We start from the raw sequence: 18014 nt of genomic DNA on the forward strand, positions 1-18014 counted from the left end.
CGAATGAAAAAAAAATTACTCCTTTTATTTATTTTTTTATCGATTGGGTGTTTTGCTCAATTTAGTAAAACACACTATATTCCGCCAATAATCGCACAAAATGGCATGGTAGAGGATCATTATTTATATATTTCAACTCCAAACACAAATAACGTAAATTTTAAAATTATCGAAATTGGAGGAAATATAATAACGGGGGTTGTAAGCAACAATGCACCGTATGTATATACTATCGGAACAGGAAATACAACTCAATTATTCACCCCAAAAACCAATATTGGAATTATACAAAACAAAGGATATATTATAGAAGCCGAAAATTTAGTTTACGCAAGTGTAAGAGGAAATGCTTCTAGAAATGCCAACGGTTCTTATAATCATGCTGGTGGACTTGTATCGAAAGGAAATAGTGCGCTTGGCAAAACGTTTAGATTAGGCGCAATGTTAAATCCAAATGTAGATGGTAGTTTATTGAATTTTGCCTCTATTTTATCAACAGAAAATAATACAAGCGTTACCATCTCAAATATTCCTATCGGCACAATATTTTCTAATGGCACAATTTATACGGCTCCAATAGTAGTAACATTAAACAAGAATGAAAGCTATGTAATGGCTTTGGAAAATTATAATGGTAATAACTCTCCCTCTAACAGCTCCAAGATGATTGGTGCTTTGGTTGAATCCGACAAACCAGTGGTTGTCAATTCCGGATCATTTGGGGGAAGTAACACAACAAATACTAACGGAAGAGATGTGGGATATGACCAAATAGTTTCTTATGAAAAAACAGGAATGAAATACATTTTTGTAAAAGGCATTGGTGCTAATGACATAGAGCGTGTTTTACTGATTGCACATAATCCCAACACCATAATTTATTTGAATGGTAACGCAACTCCTTTTGTTACATTAATTAATGCCGGCGATTATGTCGCTATTGACGGAAGTCAGTTTAGTAATGGAAATTTATATGTTACCACTTCTGAAAATGTTTTTGCTTATCAAAGTATTGGAGGATCGGCTACTCCGGCAAATCAAAACCTATTTTTTGTGCCACCCTTGAATTGTGCCACACCCAATAGTGTTGATAATATCCCTTTTATTGAATCAATAGGTAATATAACATTTAATGGAGGTTTAAACATCGTTACTGAAACAGGTGCTTTGGTCAAAATAAATGGTATTCCCGTTACGGCTACACCAGTTGCTATTACAGGAAATTCAGGATTTGTGAGATATACAATTAATGGTTTATTTGGCAATATAGCCGTGAAATCTACGAAACAGGTTTATGTTTCTTACTTTGGAACTAATGGTGCGGCAACTTATGGTGGCTATTATTCTGGTTTTGACCTGAAACCAGAGATTATTTCCGATATAAAAATTGGCGCAAGCTCTAATTGCATCCCGGATGTGGTTCTAAGTATTAGTGCTTTGACTTCTTATGATGCTTTTGAATGGTATTATAATGGTGTTGCCATTTCAACTTCTAACTCCAATTCCTATACTCCTACGGCACCTGGTTATTATCAAGTAAAAGGCACTAACTCAAACTGTGGCACCTTTATATTTTCAGATAAAATTCCCGTTAGTAGCTGTGCAACAAATTATGACAATGACAAAGCCAATGACAATATTGATTTAGACAACGACAATGATGGAATTACCAACTGTACAGAATCTTACGGAAGCCAAAATATAAACATTTCAAATTCCGCCGCAGGAACTATTGCTATTGATAGTTATTACAATTCATTTACTGGAGCTGTTACAACTACTGGGTCGGGATTGCTATCAGGAACATTTACAGGAAATACCGATGGTAGTTTTATCACTGAAATTCCGGCAGGAAAAACAAATAGCATAACTTATACGATGAACTTTTCTAGCCCGATGACCGCAGGAATTGAATATGTTTCAACTGCAAATTTAACTGATTTACTAAATGCCGATGCTGAATATGTCGTAAATTCAGATATAAACAGAACCATAACCGTCCTTAATCCAAACAATCAATTATTGATAGACACGAATTATGATGGCATATACGAAACTGGAATAACCCAATATTCATCATTTGAAATACGCTTTAGGTTAAATGGAACTTTGCCATTAACGGCTGGAACTGGTACTTTCCAATTTTTAACATATTTAGCCAATTCGATAAGTTTCACCCATAAAAATCTGTCTGACATTACCCCAAACAGAGTCACCTTAAAGTTTTTTACACCCTGTATTCCAAAGGACTCTGATTTAGACGAAATACCTGACCAATTGGATACAGATAGCGACAATGATGGAATTGCAGATATAATAGAAGCCCAAGTAAACAATTCGGTGGCTTTATCAAATGCCGATACAAATAATAATGGTTTAGACAATGCTTTTGAGCCAGGTTTTACTCCTGTCGATACTGATAAAGATGGAGTCTTGGATTATTTGGATTTAGACAGCGACAATGACGGAATTTTAGATTCAGCAGAAACTGGAAATGACCTAGATGCTGATGGAATTCGAAATTACCGCGATTTAGACAGTGACAAAGATTTATGTAGTGATGTCATTGAAGCTGGTTTTTTAGATGCCAATGGAGATGGAATTCTTGGAAGTATTGCACCGCCAACAGTTGACGCAAATGGGTTAGTAACAAGTGACATTGGTTACACAGCACCTAATCCAAATTATATAATGGCTGCCCCTATCGTAATAACCACGCAACCTAGTGTGGCTCCAACGTGCGAATTACAAAATACTATAATTTCATTAGCTGATAACGGCGGAAATACCTATCAGTGGCAATTATCTATTGACGGAGTGAATTGGAACAACCTTACCAACAATGCAACTTATCCTAATGTTACAGCAAACCCACTAGCCATAATAAGTGTTACCAATGCAATGAACGGCTACAAATACCGTGCAGTATTGAACCAAACAGGAAATTCATGCGGATTGACTTCGTCTGAAACCACGTTGGTTATTTATGCCTTACCAGTTGTCAATAATGTGACGATAATACAATGTGATGATAACTTGGATGCGATTTCAACATTTAATCTAACGGTAAAAAACAATGTAATTTCAAGTAATTCCGCTAATGAAATTTTTACTTATTACAAAACTTTGGCTGGAGCCAATACCGCCGATGCAACTCAACTAATCACGGCTCCATTGGCATTTACAAACACAACAGCAGTAACAATGCCGGTTTGGGCAAGAGTTGTAAACACGAATGGATGTTATAGAACTGCAAAAATTACTTTACAAGTTCTGGCAACACAAATTCCAATTACCTTTAATCGAACTTTTGAAGTTTGTGATGATTTTCTAGATACAAACGGAACAAGTACTATCAATAACGACAAAAGAGATGGGATTAGTACCTTCAATTTCAGCAGCGTCACAACTGACATTAAAGCTTTGTTACCCGCTGGAAATTATACTATAACCTATTATAGAAATCAAGCTGATGCATTATCCGAACTCAATTCAATCACTGATATTTCCTATTATAGAAATATAGGCTATCCAGACACTCAAAACATTTGGGTTCGTGTAGATAGTGATATGGACAATGCTTGTTATGGTTTGGGATCATTTGTGACTTTAACCGCAGAAAAATTACCTTATGCCAATACTGTCGCAATTTTCAGACAATGCGACGACAATCAAGATGGAATTTTTTCTTTCAATACTTCAAATTTAGAAACCACTTTATTAGGAACCAATCAATCGTTTCCTGTGACCGTGACTTATTTTGATGCTGCAAATAATCCTCTGAAAGATGCTAACGGAGTCTTGATAACCAGTCCATTTCCAGCGACTTTCGCAACTGCTTCACAAACTATAAAGGCTGTAGTTACCAATAATACGATGCAAAAATGTTTTGACGAAACCACCATTCAATTTATTGTGGATGATTTGCCGGAAGCCTTTCCTGTTCCGGTAAATTTGACGACTACTTGTGATGACGAATCAGATCCATTGATTCAAGATGGTAAATTTGCTTTTGACACTTCCACATTTCAATCTACAATTCTGGGAAATCAAACTGGAATGACAGTAAAATATTTTGACGGAAATGGAAATTCGTTGCCAAGTCCGTTACCAAATCCATTCGCTACTGGAACACAAAACATAAGAGTTGTAATAGAAAACCCCATAAACACGACTTGTACAGCCTCTACAATAATTCCTTTTGTTGTACAGCCTACACCAAAAATAAATTTGAATACCGATGGAAGCGAAGACAGATTAGTTTGCTCCAATCTTCCGACGTTTTTTGTACAACTCGATGCGGGAATTCAAGATGGGTCTTCTACAAGTAATTACACTTATGTTTGGTCAAAAGATGGAACTGTTCTATTAGGGAAAACAGATTATACATTAGACGTAAATGCCGAAGGAAGTTATACTGTTGAAGTAGCTACATTATCCGGCTGTAGTAAAATTCGAGCCATAAAAGTCACTGCTTCAAATTTGGCACATATTGAAAACATTGTTATTATTGACATGAGCGACGTAAATACGGTTACTGTAAATGTTACGGGACCCGGAGATTATGAATACAGTTTAGATGAAGCTTCCGGATATTTCCAAGATTCCAATTTCTTCAATAATGTTCCCGCCGGAATTCACGAAGTATTCGTAAATGACAAAAATGGATGCGGATTAGTTAGTCAAACTATTGCCGTAATTGGTGTTCCAAAATTCTTTACTCCAAACAATGATGGATATAATGACTATTGGAATATAAAAGGAGTAAGCGCTGTTTTCAATTCAAAATCGACAATTTATATTTTTGACCGATACGGAAAACTGCTTAAACATATAATTCCTTCAAGTCAAGGTTGGGACGGAACTTTCAATGGATTTCTTCTACCAACAGATGATTATTGGTATACCTTCAAATTAGAAGACGGTAGAGAGGCAAAGGGGCATTTTAGCTTGAAGAGATAACCTTTTGTAAACTTAATCTTTAATCTCAAAATATATTGTTTGCTATCGTAATCTAGATGTTTATTTCTAATCTGTAAATTTATTAAAGACACTATTACAAAAATAAATATCACTAAAAATAGAACCATAAAAAAAGCCATTCGAATAAACGAATGGCTTTTATATTTAAAAAAATAAAATTAGAATTTGAATCTTTTTCTATCTGTTTCTGTCAAATAAATTTTTCTTAAACGAATAGATTTTGGAGTTACCTCAACGTATTCATCTTTTTGAATGTATTCTAAAGCTTCCTCTAATGAGAAAATAATTGGAGGGATAATTCTAGCTTTTTCATCATTACCAGAAGAACGAACGTTAGATTGTTTTTTCTCTTTAGTTACGTTTACGCACATATCATCACCACGAGAGTTTTCTCCAATTACCTGACCTTCGTAAATTTCAGCATTTGGTTCAACAAAAAACTTACCACGATCTTGCAATTTATCGATAGAATAAGGAATAGCTTTTCCTTTTTCCATAGAAATCAATGAACCTTTGTTACGTCCAGAAATTTCTCCTTTGTAAGGCTCATATCCTATGAAACGATGTGCCATAATAGCCTCACCAGCAGTAGCGGTAAGTAATTGGTTACGCAATCCAATAATTCCACGAGATGGAATATTAAATTTTATAATCATACGTTCCCCTTTAGTTTCCATACTCAACATTTCTCCTTTACGGAAAGAAACAAACTCTACCGCTCTTCCCGAAAGTGTTTCTGGTAAGTCGATTGTTAATTCCTCAATTGGCTCACATTTTTTACCATCAATTTCTTTGATGATAACTTGTGGTTGACCGATTTGCAACTCATATCCTTCTCTTCTCATTGTTTCAATAAGAACAGACAAGTGAAGTACTCCACGACCAAAAACCATAAACTTATCAGCAGAATCAGTCTCACCCAATTTCATTGCTAAGTTTTTCTCTAATTCTTTATTTAAACGATCTCTAATATGGCGAGAAGTTACAAATTTCCCCTCTTTACCAAAGAATGGAGAGTCATTAATTGTAAACAACATACTCATTGTTGGCTCATCAATAGCAATTGTTTGTAACGCTTCCGGGTTTTCAAAATCAGCTATAGTATCTCCAATTTCAAAACCTTCAACTCCAATAATTGCACAAATATCTCCTGCAATAACTTCTTGTACTTTTTTACGTCCAAGACCTTCAAAAGTATGAAGTTCTTTAATTCTAGATTTCATAATAGTACCATCTCTTTTGCATAATGAAATTGGCATTCCTTCTTTCAAAATACCTCTTTCTAAACGACCAATAGCGATACGACCTGTAAAAGCTGAAAAATCTAATGAAGTAATCAACATTTGTGGTGTTCCTTCAGAAACTTTTGGAGCTGGTACATTTTCAATAACCATATCTAACAATGCTTCCACATTATCAGTTACGTTCTCCCAATGGTCAGACATCCAGTTATTTTTAGCTGAACCGTAAACTGTTGGAAAATCCAACTGCCACTCTTCTGCTCCTAATTCAAACATTAAGTCAAAAACTTTTTCATGAACTTCTTCAGGAGTACAGTTTTCTTTATCTACTTTATTAATAACAACGCATGGTTTCAAACCAAGGTCTAATGCTTTTTGTAATACAAAACGAGTTTGAGGCATAGGGCCTTCAAATGCATCTACTAGTAAACAAACTCCATCAGCCATGTTCAATACACGTTCTACCTCTCCACCGAAATCGGCGTGACCAGGAGTATCAATAATGTTGATTTTTGTTCCTTTGTATACTACAGAAACATTTTTAGAAGTAATGGTAATACCTCTTTCACGCTCTAAGTCGTTGTTATCAAGGATTAAGTCACCTGTGTTTTCGTTGTCACGAAATAACTGACAGTGATACATAATTTTATCAACCAAAGTTGTTTTACCGTGATCGACGTGGGCAATAATTGCAATGTTTCTAATAGATTCCATCTGTGATTTTTAATGGGTGCAAAGGTACACTTTTTTTTGATATAAAAAAGATTTATGCAATAGTTTACATATTGTTAACCATTTAGACCCAAAAATATTCCATAAAAAAAGTCCTAAAATAAGTTTTAAATGATGTTTAATAATTAAGTATTATTTAATTATATTTGAGTAATGAAAAACAAAACCAATCAAATAACCTTAACCTACGTTCTTATATCCATATTTATGGCTATTATTTGCCATAAATTTTTTCAACTCTACACTCACCACGCTAATTACCAATATTATAACTTCGTAAAAGATTTATTGTTTATTTCTTTAACAGGCATAGCTTATAAATATATTTTATCAAAAAACGACAATAGAAATATAGCTGTTTTCGAAAAATTAAAGAATACAAATGAGAAAATTAAAGAATCGAACGAAAAATATGACATTGTAGCAAAAGCAACAAGTGACACCATTTGGGATTGGAAAATACAAGAAGACAATTTATCTTGGAATAAAGGAATAGAAAACGTTTTTGGCTATACAGAAGATCAGGTAGGCGACAACTCAACATGGTGGTTTGATAAAATCCACCCTGAAGACAGCATAAAAATGTCTATCAAACTATATTCATTCATAGAGCAAAAGACAGAGAAATGGCAAGATCAATATCGATTTAGATGCGCGGACAACTCTTATAAATATGTCCTTGACCGAGGATTCCTCCTTAAAGATGAGGAAGGAAAAGCCATAAGAATGATTGGAGCCATACAAGATATTACAAAACAAAAAGAAGAAGAACAAAGACTTAAATTATTAGAAACCGTAATTACTCAATCTAAAGATTCCATAATTATAACCGAAGCCAATCTCAACAACGCTCGGATTCCAAAGATAATTTATGTAAACCCAGCTTTTACCAACATGTCTGGATACAAATCCGAAGAAATTATTGGAAAAACACCAAACCTTTTTAAAGGTCCAAATTCCGACAAACTGGAGTACAAAAAATTAATTACCGCTTTAAAAAATAAAGAAGAATGCTTAATCGAAACCATCAGTTATAAGAAAAGCAAAGAAGAATATTGGGTTCGCTTTTCTATGATTCCGATATACAACTCAGAAAATGAACATTCACATTGGATTTCAATACAAAGAGATGTTTCTGAAGAAAAAAAACAAGAAAAAGAAAAAGAGCAACTTATTCGAGAATTGACACAAAACAATAAAGACTTAAAACAGTTTTCGTATATCACTTCTCATAATCTCAGAGCGCCATTATCTAATCTGACCGGCCTTTTAAATTTAATCGAAGACATCCCTATAGAAAATCAGGAATTAAAGGAAATTCTAAACGGTTTTAATAAATCAACACATTTATTAAACGAAACAATTAATGACTTAGTTAAGGTAATTATCATTAAGGACAATCCTTCTATTCAAAAAGAAGCCGTACTTTTGAAAGAAATCTTTGAAAATGTTTTTAATCAACTTAGTTTTCAAATTGAATTATACAAACCCATAATCAAACTTAATTTCGAAAAAGTTTCTGTTTTAAACACTAACAAAGCCTATATAGAAAGTATATTATTAAATTTACTAACAAACGCCATAAAATACAAATCCGAAAACAGAAAGCTTAAAATAACAATTAACGCTAATGAAGTTGACGATACCGTTTATTTAATATTCAAAGACAACGGAATAGGAATAGATTTAGAAAGAAATAGAGATAAAATTTTCGGACTTTACCAGAGATTCCACAATTATCCTGACAGTAAAGGACTAGGGTTATATCTTGTAAAATCCCAGGTTGAAACTATGGGTGGAACTATTAGCATTGAAAGCGAAGTAAACAAAGGAACTACATTTACATTAACATTTAAAAACAAACAATAATGTTGGATCAAATTTTATGCGTTGATGACGACCCAATAACACTTATGTTATGCAAAAAAGTAATCATTAAAGCATCTTTTTCTAATGAAATAATTACTGCTCAAAATGGAGAAGAAGCGCTTCTCTACTTTAATAAAATAAAATACAATATTGAAAACACATTAAAAACACATCCTCAATTGATCTTTTTAGATTTAAATATGCCAGTAATGGGAGGATGGGAGTTTTTAGATGTTTTCAATACTGATAACTTTTCCGAATTCAAAAACATAAAAGTAGTTGTTCTCTCTTCTACAATAGACCCCGAAGACTTAAAAAAAGCGAAAACATACCCTATGGTTATTGATTTTTTATCGAAGCCCATAACCACATCAATGCTTGAATACTTAAAAAATAAATTAATTGTCTAGTCCTGAAATAGCGATCAAGATTATAAAAAATAAAAGTATAATTTTTAGACAGTAGTAAGCACAAGGTTACTACTGTTTTTTTTGTTTTGCAAGCTCTCATTTGGCCTTGGTTTTGCGCATGCATTTGATCAGGCGTCAGCATATAGTTTGAATAATGCAGACGTATTTATTATATATTTTTACGGCTTCTCTGACAGCAGATTTCATAGTAAATAATTTTTGATTGTATTTATCAATCATAACCTCTTGTTGTAAAATCCCATTTACCCTCTCTGCTACTGCATTCTCATATCAGAGTTCTGTGTCATACTCCATAGAATTTCGTTTTCATTTAATATTCCTTGATAATTGTTAGTACAATATTACAACCCTCTATCAGAATGATGGATTAAGGTGCTTGACTGACATTTTCAAAGCCATTAAACTACTTTCTGTATTGAGATTACCAGCAACATAATCTTTCAATGCTAAAATAAAAGCTTTTAAATCGCAATTCAGAGGAGTAAGAAATACAGAATTCTTCCTTTTTAGACTAACTAATATTTATGCTTAATTTTTATCGCACCAATGCTTCAGCAGAATCTTTCAATGCTAAAATAAAAGCATTCAGATCAAAATTCAGAGGCGTTAGAAACCTAGCATTTTTCCTTTTTAGACTAACTAACATTTATGCTTAATCCGGTTTTAGGATTGATCCTATTTTCAGGACGGGACATATATACATAAAAAAAGCTCTCAATAAATTGAGAGCTTTATATATATATTATTTTTAAAATTGCATTAATTACAATTTAGCAACATGTTTCGTTAATTTAGACTTTAAATTAGAAGCTTTATTATCATGAATAATATTTTTCTTAGCTAATTTATCAATCATAGATATTACACTTGATAATTTAGAAGTAGCATCTACTTTATCAGTAGCTATTCTTAATGCTTTAATTGCATTACGAGTAGTTTTATGTTGGTATCTATTTAATACTCTTCTCTTTTCGTTACTTCTAATTCTTTTTAGAGCTGATTTATGATTTGCCATTTTATTGCTTTTTTATCTTTTACTATTTTTTTGTAGTCCGTAAGGGAATCGAACCCCTGTTACCAAGACGAAATCTTGGCGTCCTAACCCCTAGACGAACGGACCTTATCCTCCTAAGTTTTTATCAATCTAAATTGAAATTGTAGCCCGTAGCGGAATCGAACCGCTCTTACATGGATGAAAACCATGCGTCCTAACCGATAGACGAACGGGCCATTTTTCCCTCTAAGTTCAGGAAAACTTTAACATGCAAAAAAAATAGTAGCCCGTAGCGGAATCGAACCGCTCTTACATGGATGAAAACCATGCGTCCTAACCGATAGACGAACGGGCCCTGCTTCTCTAATGCGGATGCAAAAATACAACTATTTTTGAAACGTACAATAGTAGATGCAAAAAAAAATATTTTTTTTTAATACGCCTTCGCAAACAACACTCTTCCTACTGACTCATTCCCAGTGAAAACGCAGCTTCCAGCCTCTTCCACTCTATCCAAAGGGACACATCTAATCGTAGCTTTAGTTAAGTCTTTTATCTTCTCTTCAGTTGCTGCAGTTCCATCCCAATGAGCTGATACAAAGCCTCCTTTAGTATCTAAAACGTGTTTAAATTCATCAAAACTATTTACTTCAGTAATATGCGTGTCACGGTAATTTAAGGCTTTATCAAACAAATCAATTTGAATTTGAGCTAATAAATCGGTGATATAAGTTACAATTTCGTCTTTGGAAACAATTTCTTTAGTCAACGTATCTCTTCTTGCTACTTCAAAAGTACCGTTCTCTAAATCTTTTGGACCAACAGCGATTCTAACAGGAACTCCTTTTAATTCCCATTCAGCAAATTTAAACCCTGGTTTTTGAGTTGTTCTATTGTCGTATTTTGCAGAAATATTCAATTTCTTAAATGCCTTTACCAATACATCCACTTCGACCGTAATAGCTGCTAGTTGCTCGTCTGTTTTATATATAGGAACAATAACCACTTGAATTGGCGCCAAATTAGGAGGCAAAACCAATCCTTGATCATCAGAATGCGTCATTACCAAAGCCCCCATTAATCGAGTAGAAACCCCCCATGAAGTTCCCCAAACGTGTTCTTGTTTCCCTTCGGCATTAGCAAATTTAACATCAAATGCTTTAGCGAAATTTTGTCCTAAAAAGTGGGACGTTCCTGCCTGCAGTGCTTTTCCATCTTGCATTAAAGCCTCAATACAATACGTTTCCTCAGCTCCAGCAAAACGTTCCGTTTCAGTTTTAAAACCTTTTATTACCGGAATTGCCATAAAATTCTCTGCAAATTCAGCATACACATGCATCATTTTTTCTGATTCTTCAACAGCTTCTGCTTTCGTAGCATGAGCAGTATGTCCTTCTTGCCATAAAAATTCTGCAGTACGTAAAAACAATCTTGTTCTCATTTCCCAACGCACAACATTTGCCCATTGGTTAATCAACAACGGTAAATCTCTATAAGATTGCACCCATCCTTTGTATGTTGACCAAATAATAGCTTCACTTGTTGGACGAACGATTAACTCTTCTTCCAGTTTTGCATTAGGATCTACCATAAGTTTCCCAGGCTTATCCGGATCATTTTTCAATCTATAATGCGTTACAATAGCACATTCTTTAGCGAATCCTTCCGCATTTTTCTCTTCTGCTTCAAACATGCTTTTTGGAACAAACAAAGGAAAATAGGCATTTTGATGCCCTGTTTCTTTAAACATTCGATCCAACTCCGCTTGCATTTTTTCCCATATTGCATAACCATACGGTTTAATAACCATGCAACCTCTAACTCCTGAATTTTCGGCTAAATCGGCTTTTACAACCAACTCGTTATACCATTTTGAATAATCTTCTGATCTTGTAGTTAAGTTCTTACTCATATTGAATAGTTTGGCATAAATTTTGTTTTAATAATTTTAACTAAATAGTTCCGCAAAACTAACTATTTTTGTATTGTCCAACAATAAAAAACCCCATAGATATGAAAACTAGTACTTTTTCCCTTAAAAATGCATCCATTTATTATATTGTTGGGTTTTTAAGCATTCTGTTAACTTCATGTGGTTCATACCAAAATAGCTCTTACTATGATGGGGATGGAATTTACGGAAACACAAGCAAAAAAATGATTGAAAGTGAGAATCTAAATACTCCAAATAATTACTATAAAAATTATTTTGGTTCATTACAAGACAACAATCAATCCCCTGAAATTTTCACAGATGTGGATAACTATAATTCTTATGACGATAGCATCCAAGACACGAACCAAAACTATGGCGGATGGGGAAGTAATTCCCGTGAAACCATAATAACTGTATCTCCTAATTATTGGGGCCTTTCATTAGGATATGGAATGGGTTACCCTTATTATGGCTATGGAAATTACGGTTATGGCTATCCTTATTATGGCTACAACTACCCTTATTACGGATATGGCTATTCTAGTTTTGGGTGGGACTACCCTTATTACGGCTTTGGTTTTGGGTATTCAAATTACCCTAATTATGGATATGGTTATAATTACAACAATAATTACTCATACAACCCAAGTAGAAGAGGTTCGTCTTATTCTAATACAGCAAATAACAGCAGAAACCACACCAACCGAAGTTCTGGAGATTACTCTCAAAACCAAACTAACAGGTACAGAGGGTCAAACTACAGAAATTCCATCTATAATAACACTAGAACAAGTCCTACATTCACAAGAGATCAAAATCAGAACAATACTTTCAGTAACACGAATCGAAGAACTAGCACTAATACAACCATTTACCGCAGCGAAAGTAACAATACCACTTCAAGATCTTACACACCAAGCCCAAGAAGCGACAGCAATTCTTCAACTTCCAGATCATATAACCCTAGCTCAAGTGGTTCCAACTATGGTGGAAGCGGTGGCGGAAACAGTGGCGGTGGCGGAAGATCATCTGGCGGAGGTGGAAGACGATAACTTTTATATCTATTTAAATAAAAAACTAAACCTTACCTGAAATAAAAATGAAAAAATATTTATTCCTATTAATAACCGGCTTCACTTTTAGTGCTGTACAGTCACAAGAAATAACAGATGCGATGCGATATGCGCAAGACAATTTGAATGGAACAGCACGTTTTAGAGCTATGGGTGGTGCTTTTGGAGCACTTGGTGGAGATTTATCTTCTTTAAATTTAAATCCTGCGGGTTCAGCTGTTTTTTCAAATAATCAAATAGGTGTAACTTTGAGCAGTTACAAAACGAAAAATAATTCTAACTATTTTGGTACTCAAACCTCCGAGAAAGATAATTCATTTGATTTAAATCAAGCTGGAGGTGTTTTTGTTTTTAATAATAGAAATTCAAATAGCAATTGGAAAAAGTTTTCAGTAGGAGTTAATTATGACAATATAAACAACTTCAATAATTCTTTGTTCTCTGCGGGAACCAATCCAAATAATTCAGTTGACGGCTATTTTTTAAGTTATGCTGATGGAGTCCCATTAAATGTACTGGAAAACTCAAGCTATGGAAATTTAGATCACGGAGCGCAACAAGCTTTTTTAGGATATCAAGGATATATTATTAATCCTGTTAGCACAAATCCAAACAACACACAATACAATTCGAATGTTCCTGCAGGCGGAAATTATTATCACGAAAACACTATTAGTTCTAATGGCTATAATGGAAAATTATCCTTTAATGCAGCCACATCCTATAAAGACAAACTATATATAGGACTAAATTTAAACTCTCATTTTACAGATTACAGACAGTCTTCTCTTTTTTATGAAGAGAATAGCGCTCCATTAACTTCCGACTATACCGTTACTAATGTAAGTTTTGACAACGAATTGTATACTTACGGAACTGGATTTTCATTTCAAGTGGGTGCTATTGCAAAAGTTACTAATGAAGTTCGCTTAGGATTGGCTTATGAATCATCAACTTGGTATCACTTAAGCGATGAGTTTTCACAACGATTAGTAGCCGTGAGTAGCGCAACAAATCTTCCAGACACGAATGATGTGGTAAATCCTCAAGTTACAAATTATTACGAACCTTACAAATTACAAACACCAAGTAAACTTACGGGAAGTTTTGCTTATGTTTTTGGTAAATCAGGATTGATAAGCATTGATTATGCCATGAAAGATTATAGCAAGACGAAATTCAAACCAGAAAACGATCCTTATTTCAGTGATACAAACAGCTATATGAATTCTGTTTTGGATAAAACCAATGAAGTAAGAGTGGGCGCTGAATACAAAATTGAGCGATTAAGTTTAAGAGCAGGATACCGCTACGAACAAAGCCCCTATAAAAACAAAACAACTGTTGGTGATTTGACTGGTTATTCAGGCGGTTTGGGTTATAATTTTGGCTCAACCAAGGTAGATTTATCGTATTCATCGTCGGAAAGAAATTCTCAGCAAGGTTTTTTTAACCAAGGATTTACAGATGGCGCTAAAATAAATACTATCAATAATACTGTTTCTTTAACTTTATTGTTTGAATTATAGTTTCCAAAAAGAATATTATTAAGAATCCGTTTCGTTATTATGGAACGGATTTTTTTTAGCCCTGATGGTCCCGAAATTTCGGGAGAAATCCGCCCTATTTTTTTTTCGGGAGATTGCAACGTACAGCAGGAATAGCTCCATAAAAAAACTGAAAAGAAACTGAAATAAGTTCAGTTTGAATAAAAAATTGTAATTTTGCAAAATTCCCAAATTATCGGGACTATAATGTTATGAGAACGAAGTCTTTAAAAAAGAATAAAATCAACGTAATCACTCTTGGGTGTTCGAAAAATGTATATGACAGTGAAGTGCTTATGGGACAGCTTCGCGCAAGCGGAAAAGATGTTACTCACGAAGCACCGGAAGCTGAAGAAGGAAATATTATTGTAATAAACACTTGTGGATTTATTGATAATGCTAAGGCTGAATCAGTAAACATGATTTTACAATATGCTGATAAAAAAGAAAGAGGATTAGTAGATAAAGTATTCGTTACCGGATGTTTATCTGAACGTTACCGACCTGATTTAGAAAAAGAGATTCCAAATGTGGATCAGTTTTTTGGCACAACTGAGTTGCCGCAATTACTGAAAGCTTTGGGTGCCGATTATAAGCATGAATTATTGGGAGAGCGATTAACTACAACTCCTAAAAATTATGCGTATTTAAAAATTTCCGAAGGTTGCGACAGACCCTGCAGTTTTTGTGCGATTCCATTGATGCGAGGAAAAAACGTTTCACAAACCATTGAAAAACTGGTAAAAGAAGCCGAAGGTTTAGCCAAAAACGGTGTAAAAGAATTGATTTTGATTGCCCAGGATTTAACTTATTATGGGCTGGATCTTTACAAAAAGAGGAATCTTGGTGAATTATTAGAAGCGTTGGTAAAAGTAGAAGGAATCGAATGGATTCGTTTGCATTACGCCTTTCCGACTGGTTTCCCAATAGATGTTCTGGAAATCATGAAACGTGAACCTAAGATTTGTAATTATATTGATATTCCGTTGCAACATATTTCAGATTCAATTTTGAAATCAATGCGTCGCGGAACAACTCAGGCAAAAACAACAAAATTATTGAAAGATTTCCGTGAAGCAGTTCCCGGAATGGCAATTCGTACCACTTTGATCGTAGGATATCCAGGAGAAACACAAGAGGATTTCAACATATTGAAAGATTTTGTTCAAGAAATGAAATTTGACAGAATGGGTTGTTTTGCATATTCTCACGAAGAAAACACACATGCTTATTTATTGGAAGACGATGTTCCAGATACAGTAAAACAGGAGCGTGCAAATGAAATTATGGAATTACAATCTCAAATTTCCTGGGATTTAAACCAAGAAAAAGTGGAACAAACATTTAAATGTATTATTGACAGAAAAGAAGGGGGTCATTTTGTGGGACGTACTGAATTTGACAGTCCTGATGTAGATAACGAAGTTTTAATTGATGCGTCAAAACATTATGTAAAAACGGGTGAGTTTGTAATGATAAAAATTATCGAGGCTACAGAATTTGATTTGTATGGTGAGCCCGCTTAGATTTATAATATAGTTTTTGAAAACATTTTTAAAACATTAAATATGAAAATAGTTCAGTCATTAGTAGTGGGTACATTTATGTTATTGTCTATTAACACTATTTCCGCACAATATGGAAATAATGGCTATGGCGGAGGCGGTTATGGTGGTAATGGCTATGGAAGTGGCCGTATGAATAGTAGTATGGACCAAGGTAGAAGTCAGGAAAAACCAAAAGAAATTCCTGCTGAAGAAACTGTTGGAAAAATCATGGGAAAAATAAAGCCAGCACTTACTCTTGATGCGCTTCAAGAAATTGCTATATCAAATATTTTCCTTGAAAGTATAAAACGCCAAGGGGTAATATTAAAACAGGAAACCAATCAAAGCGATCAAATGAAAGACATTCAAATACTTTCTGAAAACACGGAAAGAAAGATTGTAGAATTATTAAATGACGATCAAAAAGAAAAATATAAGGTTCTTAAAGAAGAAAGTAAAAACCCAAAAAAATCGAAAAAGAGATAATAGCTAATTCGTATTTTAGAATACAAAAATGCAATTTAAAATATGAAAAAATCCTTTTACTACCTGATTTCGGCTGTTGTAATTACATCTTGCTCCACAAATCCTTACAAAGCCAGTGAGAAAGTATATGACAAAAAACTCAAAACACTAAAGGATCAGATTTCAACTAAAGAACCACAGCCTTTGCCTTATGTTGCCGAAACAGCAATAAGCATTGATACTTTATATGCAAAACAATTACATATTTTTAAAGATTCTATTTCAAAAATGGGCTCAACCCCTTTGCAAAATGGTATTAATACAGAATGGATAGGTACCGTAAATTTTAATTTACGCAAACCTAACTTCATAATTATTCATCATACTGCCCAAGATTCCTTACAGCAAACCGTAAAAACATTTACAAAAACTGAAACACAGGTAAGTTCCCATTATGTAATTTCAGATAATGGAAAAGTGGTCCAAATGTTGAATGATTATTTAAGAGCCTGGCATGCCGGAACTGGTTCATGGGGAAAAAACACCGATATCAATTCAACCTCATTAGGAATTGAGTTAGATAATAACGGTACCGAACCTTTTACTGAACTACAGATAAACAGTTTATTGGCGCTTTTAACTAAATTAAAAAAAGACTATAATATTCCTACTCAAAATATTATTGGCCACTCTGATATTGCTCCAACCAGAAAAAAAGACCCCAGTGCTTTATTTCCGTGGAAAATTTTAGCAGAAAAAGGTTTTGGAATTTGGTCTGATGAATTATTAGAAATAGCTCCATCAGATTTTAATGTGGAACAGGGATTGCGAATTATAGGGTATGATACTAAAAATCTTTCGGCAGCTGTAATCGCATTCAAATTACATTATATTCAATCTCATGTTGATGATATCATAGACGAAAATACAAAAAACACCATCTACTCTATTTATAAAAAACAATAATTCATTATCAAAAAAACAATAAAGCGGCTTTTTGAAAGATTCAAAAAGCCGCTTTATTGTTTTTTTAATACTATTATTGAACAACTGCAGAATGTTTAACTTATTGGCACATTAAACAACTACAAAATCTCAGTATAGCCTACCTTATGCTTTCGAGGAAGCACTAAATTTATCCGAACATATAATCTCTCATTACTCAAATACACTTACATTAATAAATCTATTCAATA

The 18014-nt window shown here is 33.9% G+C and carries 12 protein-coding genes and 3 tRNA genes; 9 read left to right on the top strand and 6 right to left on the bottom strand.

Annotation, left to right across the window (positions count from 1 at the left end; translation table 11 throughout):
* The first annotated feature begins 3 nt into the window (after window positions 1–3).
* Window positions 4–4962 (top strand): T9SS type B sorting domain-containing protein, encoded by a 4959-nt coding sequence (locus ACNQGG_RS04925; protein WP_417961919.1) that lies wholly within the window; start codon window positions 4–6, stop codon window positions 4960–4962.
* Window positions 4963–5141: 179 nt separating this feature from the next.
* Here the strand turns inward: ACNQGG_RS04925 and typA are convergent, their stop codons facing one another.
* Window positions 5142–6938, bottom strand: coding sequence for a translational GTPase TypA (gene typA / locus ACNQGG_RS04930; RefSeq protein ID WP_417961920.1), 1797 nt, complete (start codon window positions 6936–6938; stop codon window positions 5142–5144).
* 171 nt (window positions 6939–7109) lie between these two features.
* Here typA and ACNQGG_RS04935 point away from each other — a divergent pair, with 171 nt between their 5' ends.
* The 3 genes from ACNQGG_RS04935 (at window position 7110) to ACNQGG_RS04945 (ending at window position 9912) form a co-directional block, all read left to right on the top strand.
* Window positions 7110–8825, top strand: coding sequence for a PAS domain-containing sensor histidine kinase (locus ACNQGG_RS04935; RefSeq protein WP_417961921.1), 1716 nt, complete (start codon window positions 7110–7112; stop codon window positions 8823–8825).
* Entirely contained in the window at window positions 8825–9235 is a 411-nt protein-coding gene (locus ACNQGG_RS04940) for a response regulator (RefSeq protein WP_417961922.1), read from the top strand. Before ACNQGG_RS04935 ends, ACNQGG_RS04940 begins: the two co-directional genes overlap by 1 nt.
* 545 nt (window positions 9236–9780) lie before the next feature.
* Window positions 9781–9912 carry a transposase gene (locus ACNQGG_RS04945; protein ID WP_470303373.1) on the top strand — a complete coding sequence of 44 codons (132 nt, stop codon included), beginning with the start codon at window positions 9781–9783 and terminating at the stop codon, window positions 9910–9912.
* Window positions 9913–10019: 107 nt separating this feature from the next.
* Here ACNQGG_RS04945 and rpsT read toward each other — a convergent pair whose 3' ends face one another.
* The 5 genes from rpsT to proS all read right to left on the bottom strand — a co-directional run bounded on the left by rpsT (window position 10020) and on the right by proS (window position 12162).
* Window positions 10020–10271, bottom strand: coding sequence for a 30S ribosomal protein S20 (rpsT, locus tag ACNQGG_RS04950; RefSeq protein WP_039109573.1), 252 nt, complete (start codon window positions 10269–10271; stop codon window positions 10020–10022).
* Window positions 10272–10304: 33 nt separating this feature from the next.
* Window positions 10305–10376, bottom strand: a tRNA-Glu gene (locus tag ACNQGG_RS04955).
* Window positions 10377–10414: 38 nt separating this feature from the next.
* A tRNA-Glu gene (locus ACNQGG_RS04960) sits at window positions 10415–10486 on the bottom strand.
* 47 nt (window positions 10487–10533) lie between these two features.
* Window positions 10534–10605 (bottom strand) — tRNA-Glu (locus tag ACNQGG_RS04965).
* A gap of 78 nt (window positions 10606–10683) precedes the next feature.
* Window positions 10684–12162 carry a proline--tRNA ligase gene (proS, locus tag ACNQGG_RS04970; protein ID WP_417961923.1) on the bottom strand — a complete coding sequence of 493 codons (1479 nt, stop codon included), beginning with the start codon at window positions 12160–12162 and terminating at the stop codon, window positions 10684–10686.
* Between the two features lie 101 nt (window positions 12163–12263).
* Here proS and ACNQGG_RS04975 point away from each other — a divergent pair, with 101 nt between their 5' ends.
* The 5 genes from ACNQGG_RS04975 (at window position 12264) to ACNQGG_RS04995 (ending at window position 17784) form a co-directional block, all read left to right on the top strand.
* Window positions 12264–13238, top strand: a complete 975-nt coding sequence (locus ACNQGG_RS04975) for a hypothetical protein (RefSeq protein WP_417961924.1) — start codon at window positions 12264–12266, stop codon at window positions 13236–13238.
* A 47-nt stretch (window positions 13239–13285) separates the two neighbouring features.
* Window positions 13286–14788, top strand: a complete 1503-nt coding sequence (locus ACNQGG_RS04980) for an OmpP1/FadL family transporter (protein ID WP_417961925.1) — start codon at window positions 13286–13288, stop codon at window positions 14786–14788.
* A 230-nt stretch (window positions 14789–15018) separates the two neighbouring features.
* Window positions 15019–16332 carry a 30S ribosomal protein S12 methylthiotransferase RimO gene (gene rimO, locus ACNQGG_RS04985; protein ID WP_417961926.1) on the top strand — a complete coding sequence of 438 codons (1314 nt, stop codon included), beginning with the start codon at window positions 15019–15021 and terminating at the stop codon, window positions 16330–16332.
* 42 nt (window positions 16333–16374) lie between these two features.
* On the top strand, window positions 16375–16839 hold the full coding sequence (locus ACNQGG_RS04990; RefSeq protein WP_417961927.1) for a hypothetical protein: 465 nt from the start codon (window positions 16375–16377) through the stop codon (window positions 16837–16839).
* 42 nt (window positions 16840–16881) lie between these two features.
* Window positions 16882–17784 carry an N-acetylmuramoyl-L-alanine amidase gene (locus ACNQGG_RS04995; protein WP_417961928.1) on the top strand — a complete coding sequence of 301 codons (903 nt, stop codon included), beginning with the start codon at window positions 16882–16884 and terminating at the stop codon, window positions 17782–17784.
* The last annotated feature ends 230 nt before the right edge of the window (window positions 17785–18014 follow it).

It is taken from the genome of Flavobacterium esculini (assembly GCF_048284325.1).
In the GTDB taxonomy this organism is placed as follows: Bacteria; Bacteroidota; Bacteroidia; order Flavobacteriales; family Flavobacteriaceae; genus Flavobacterium.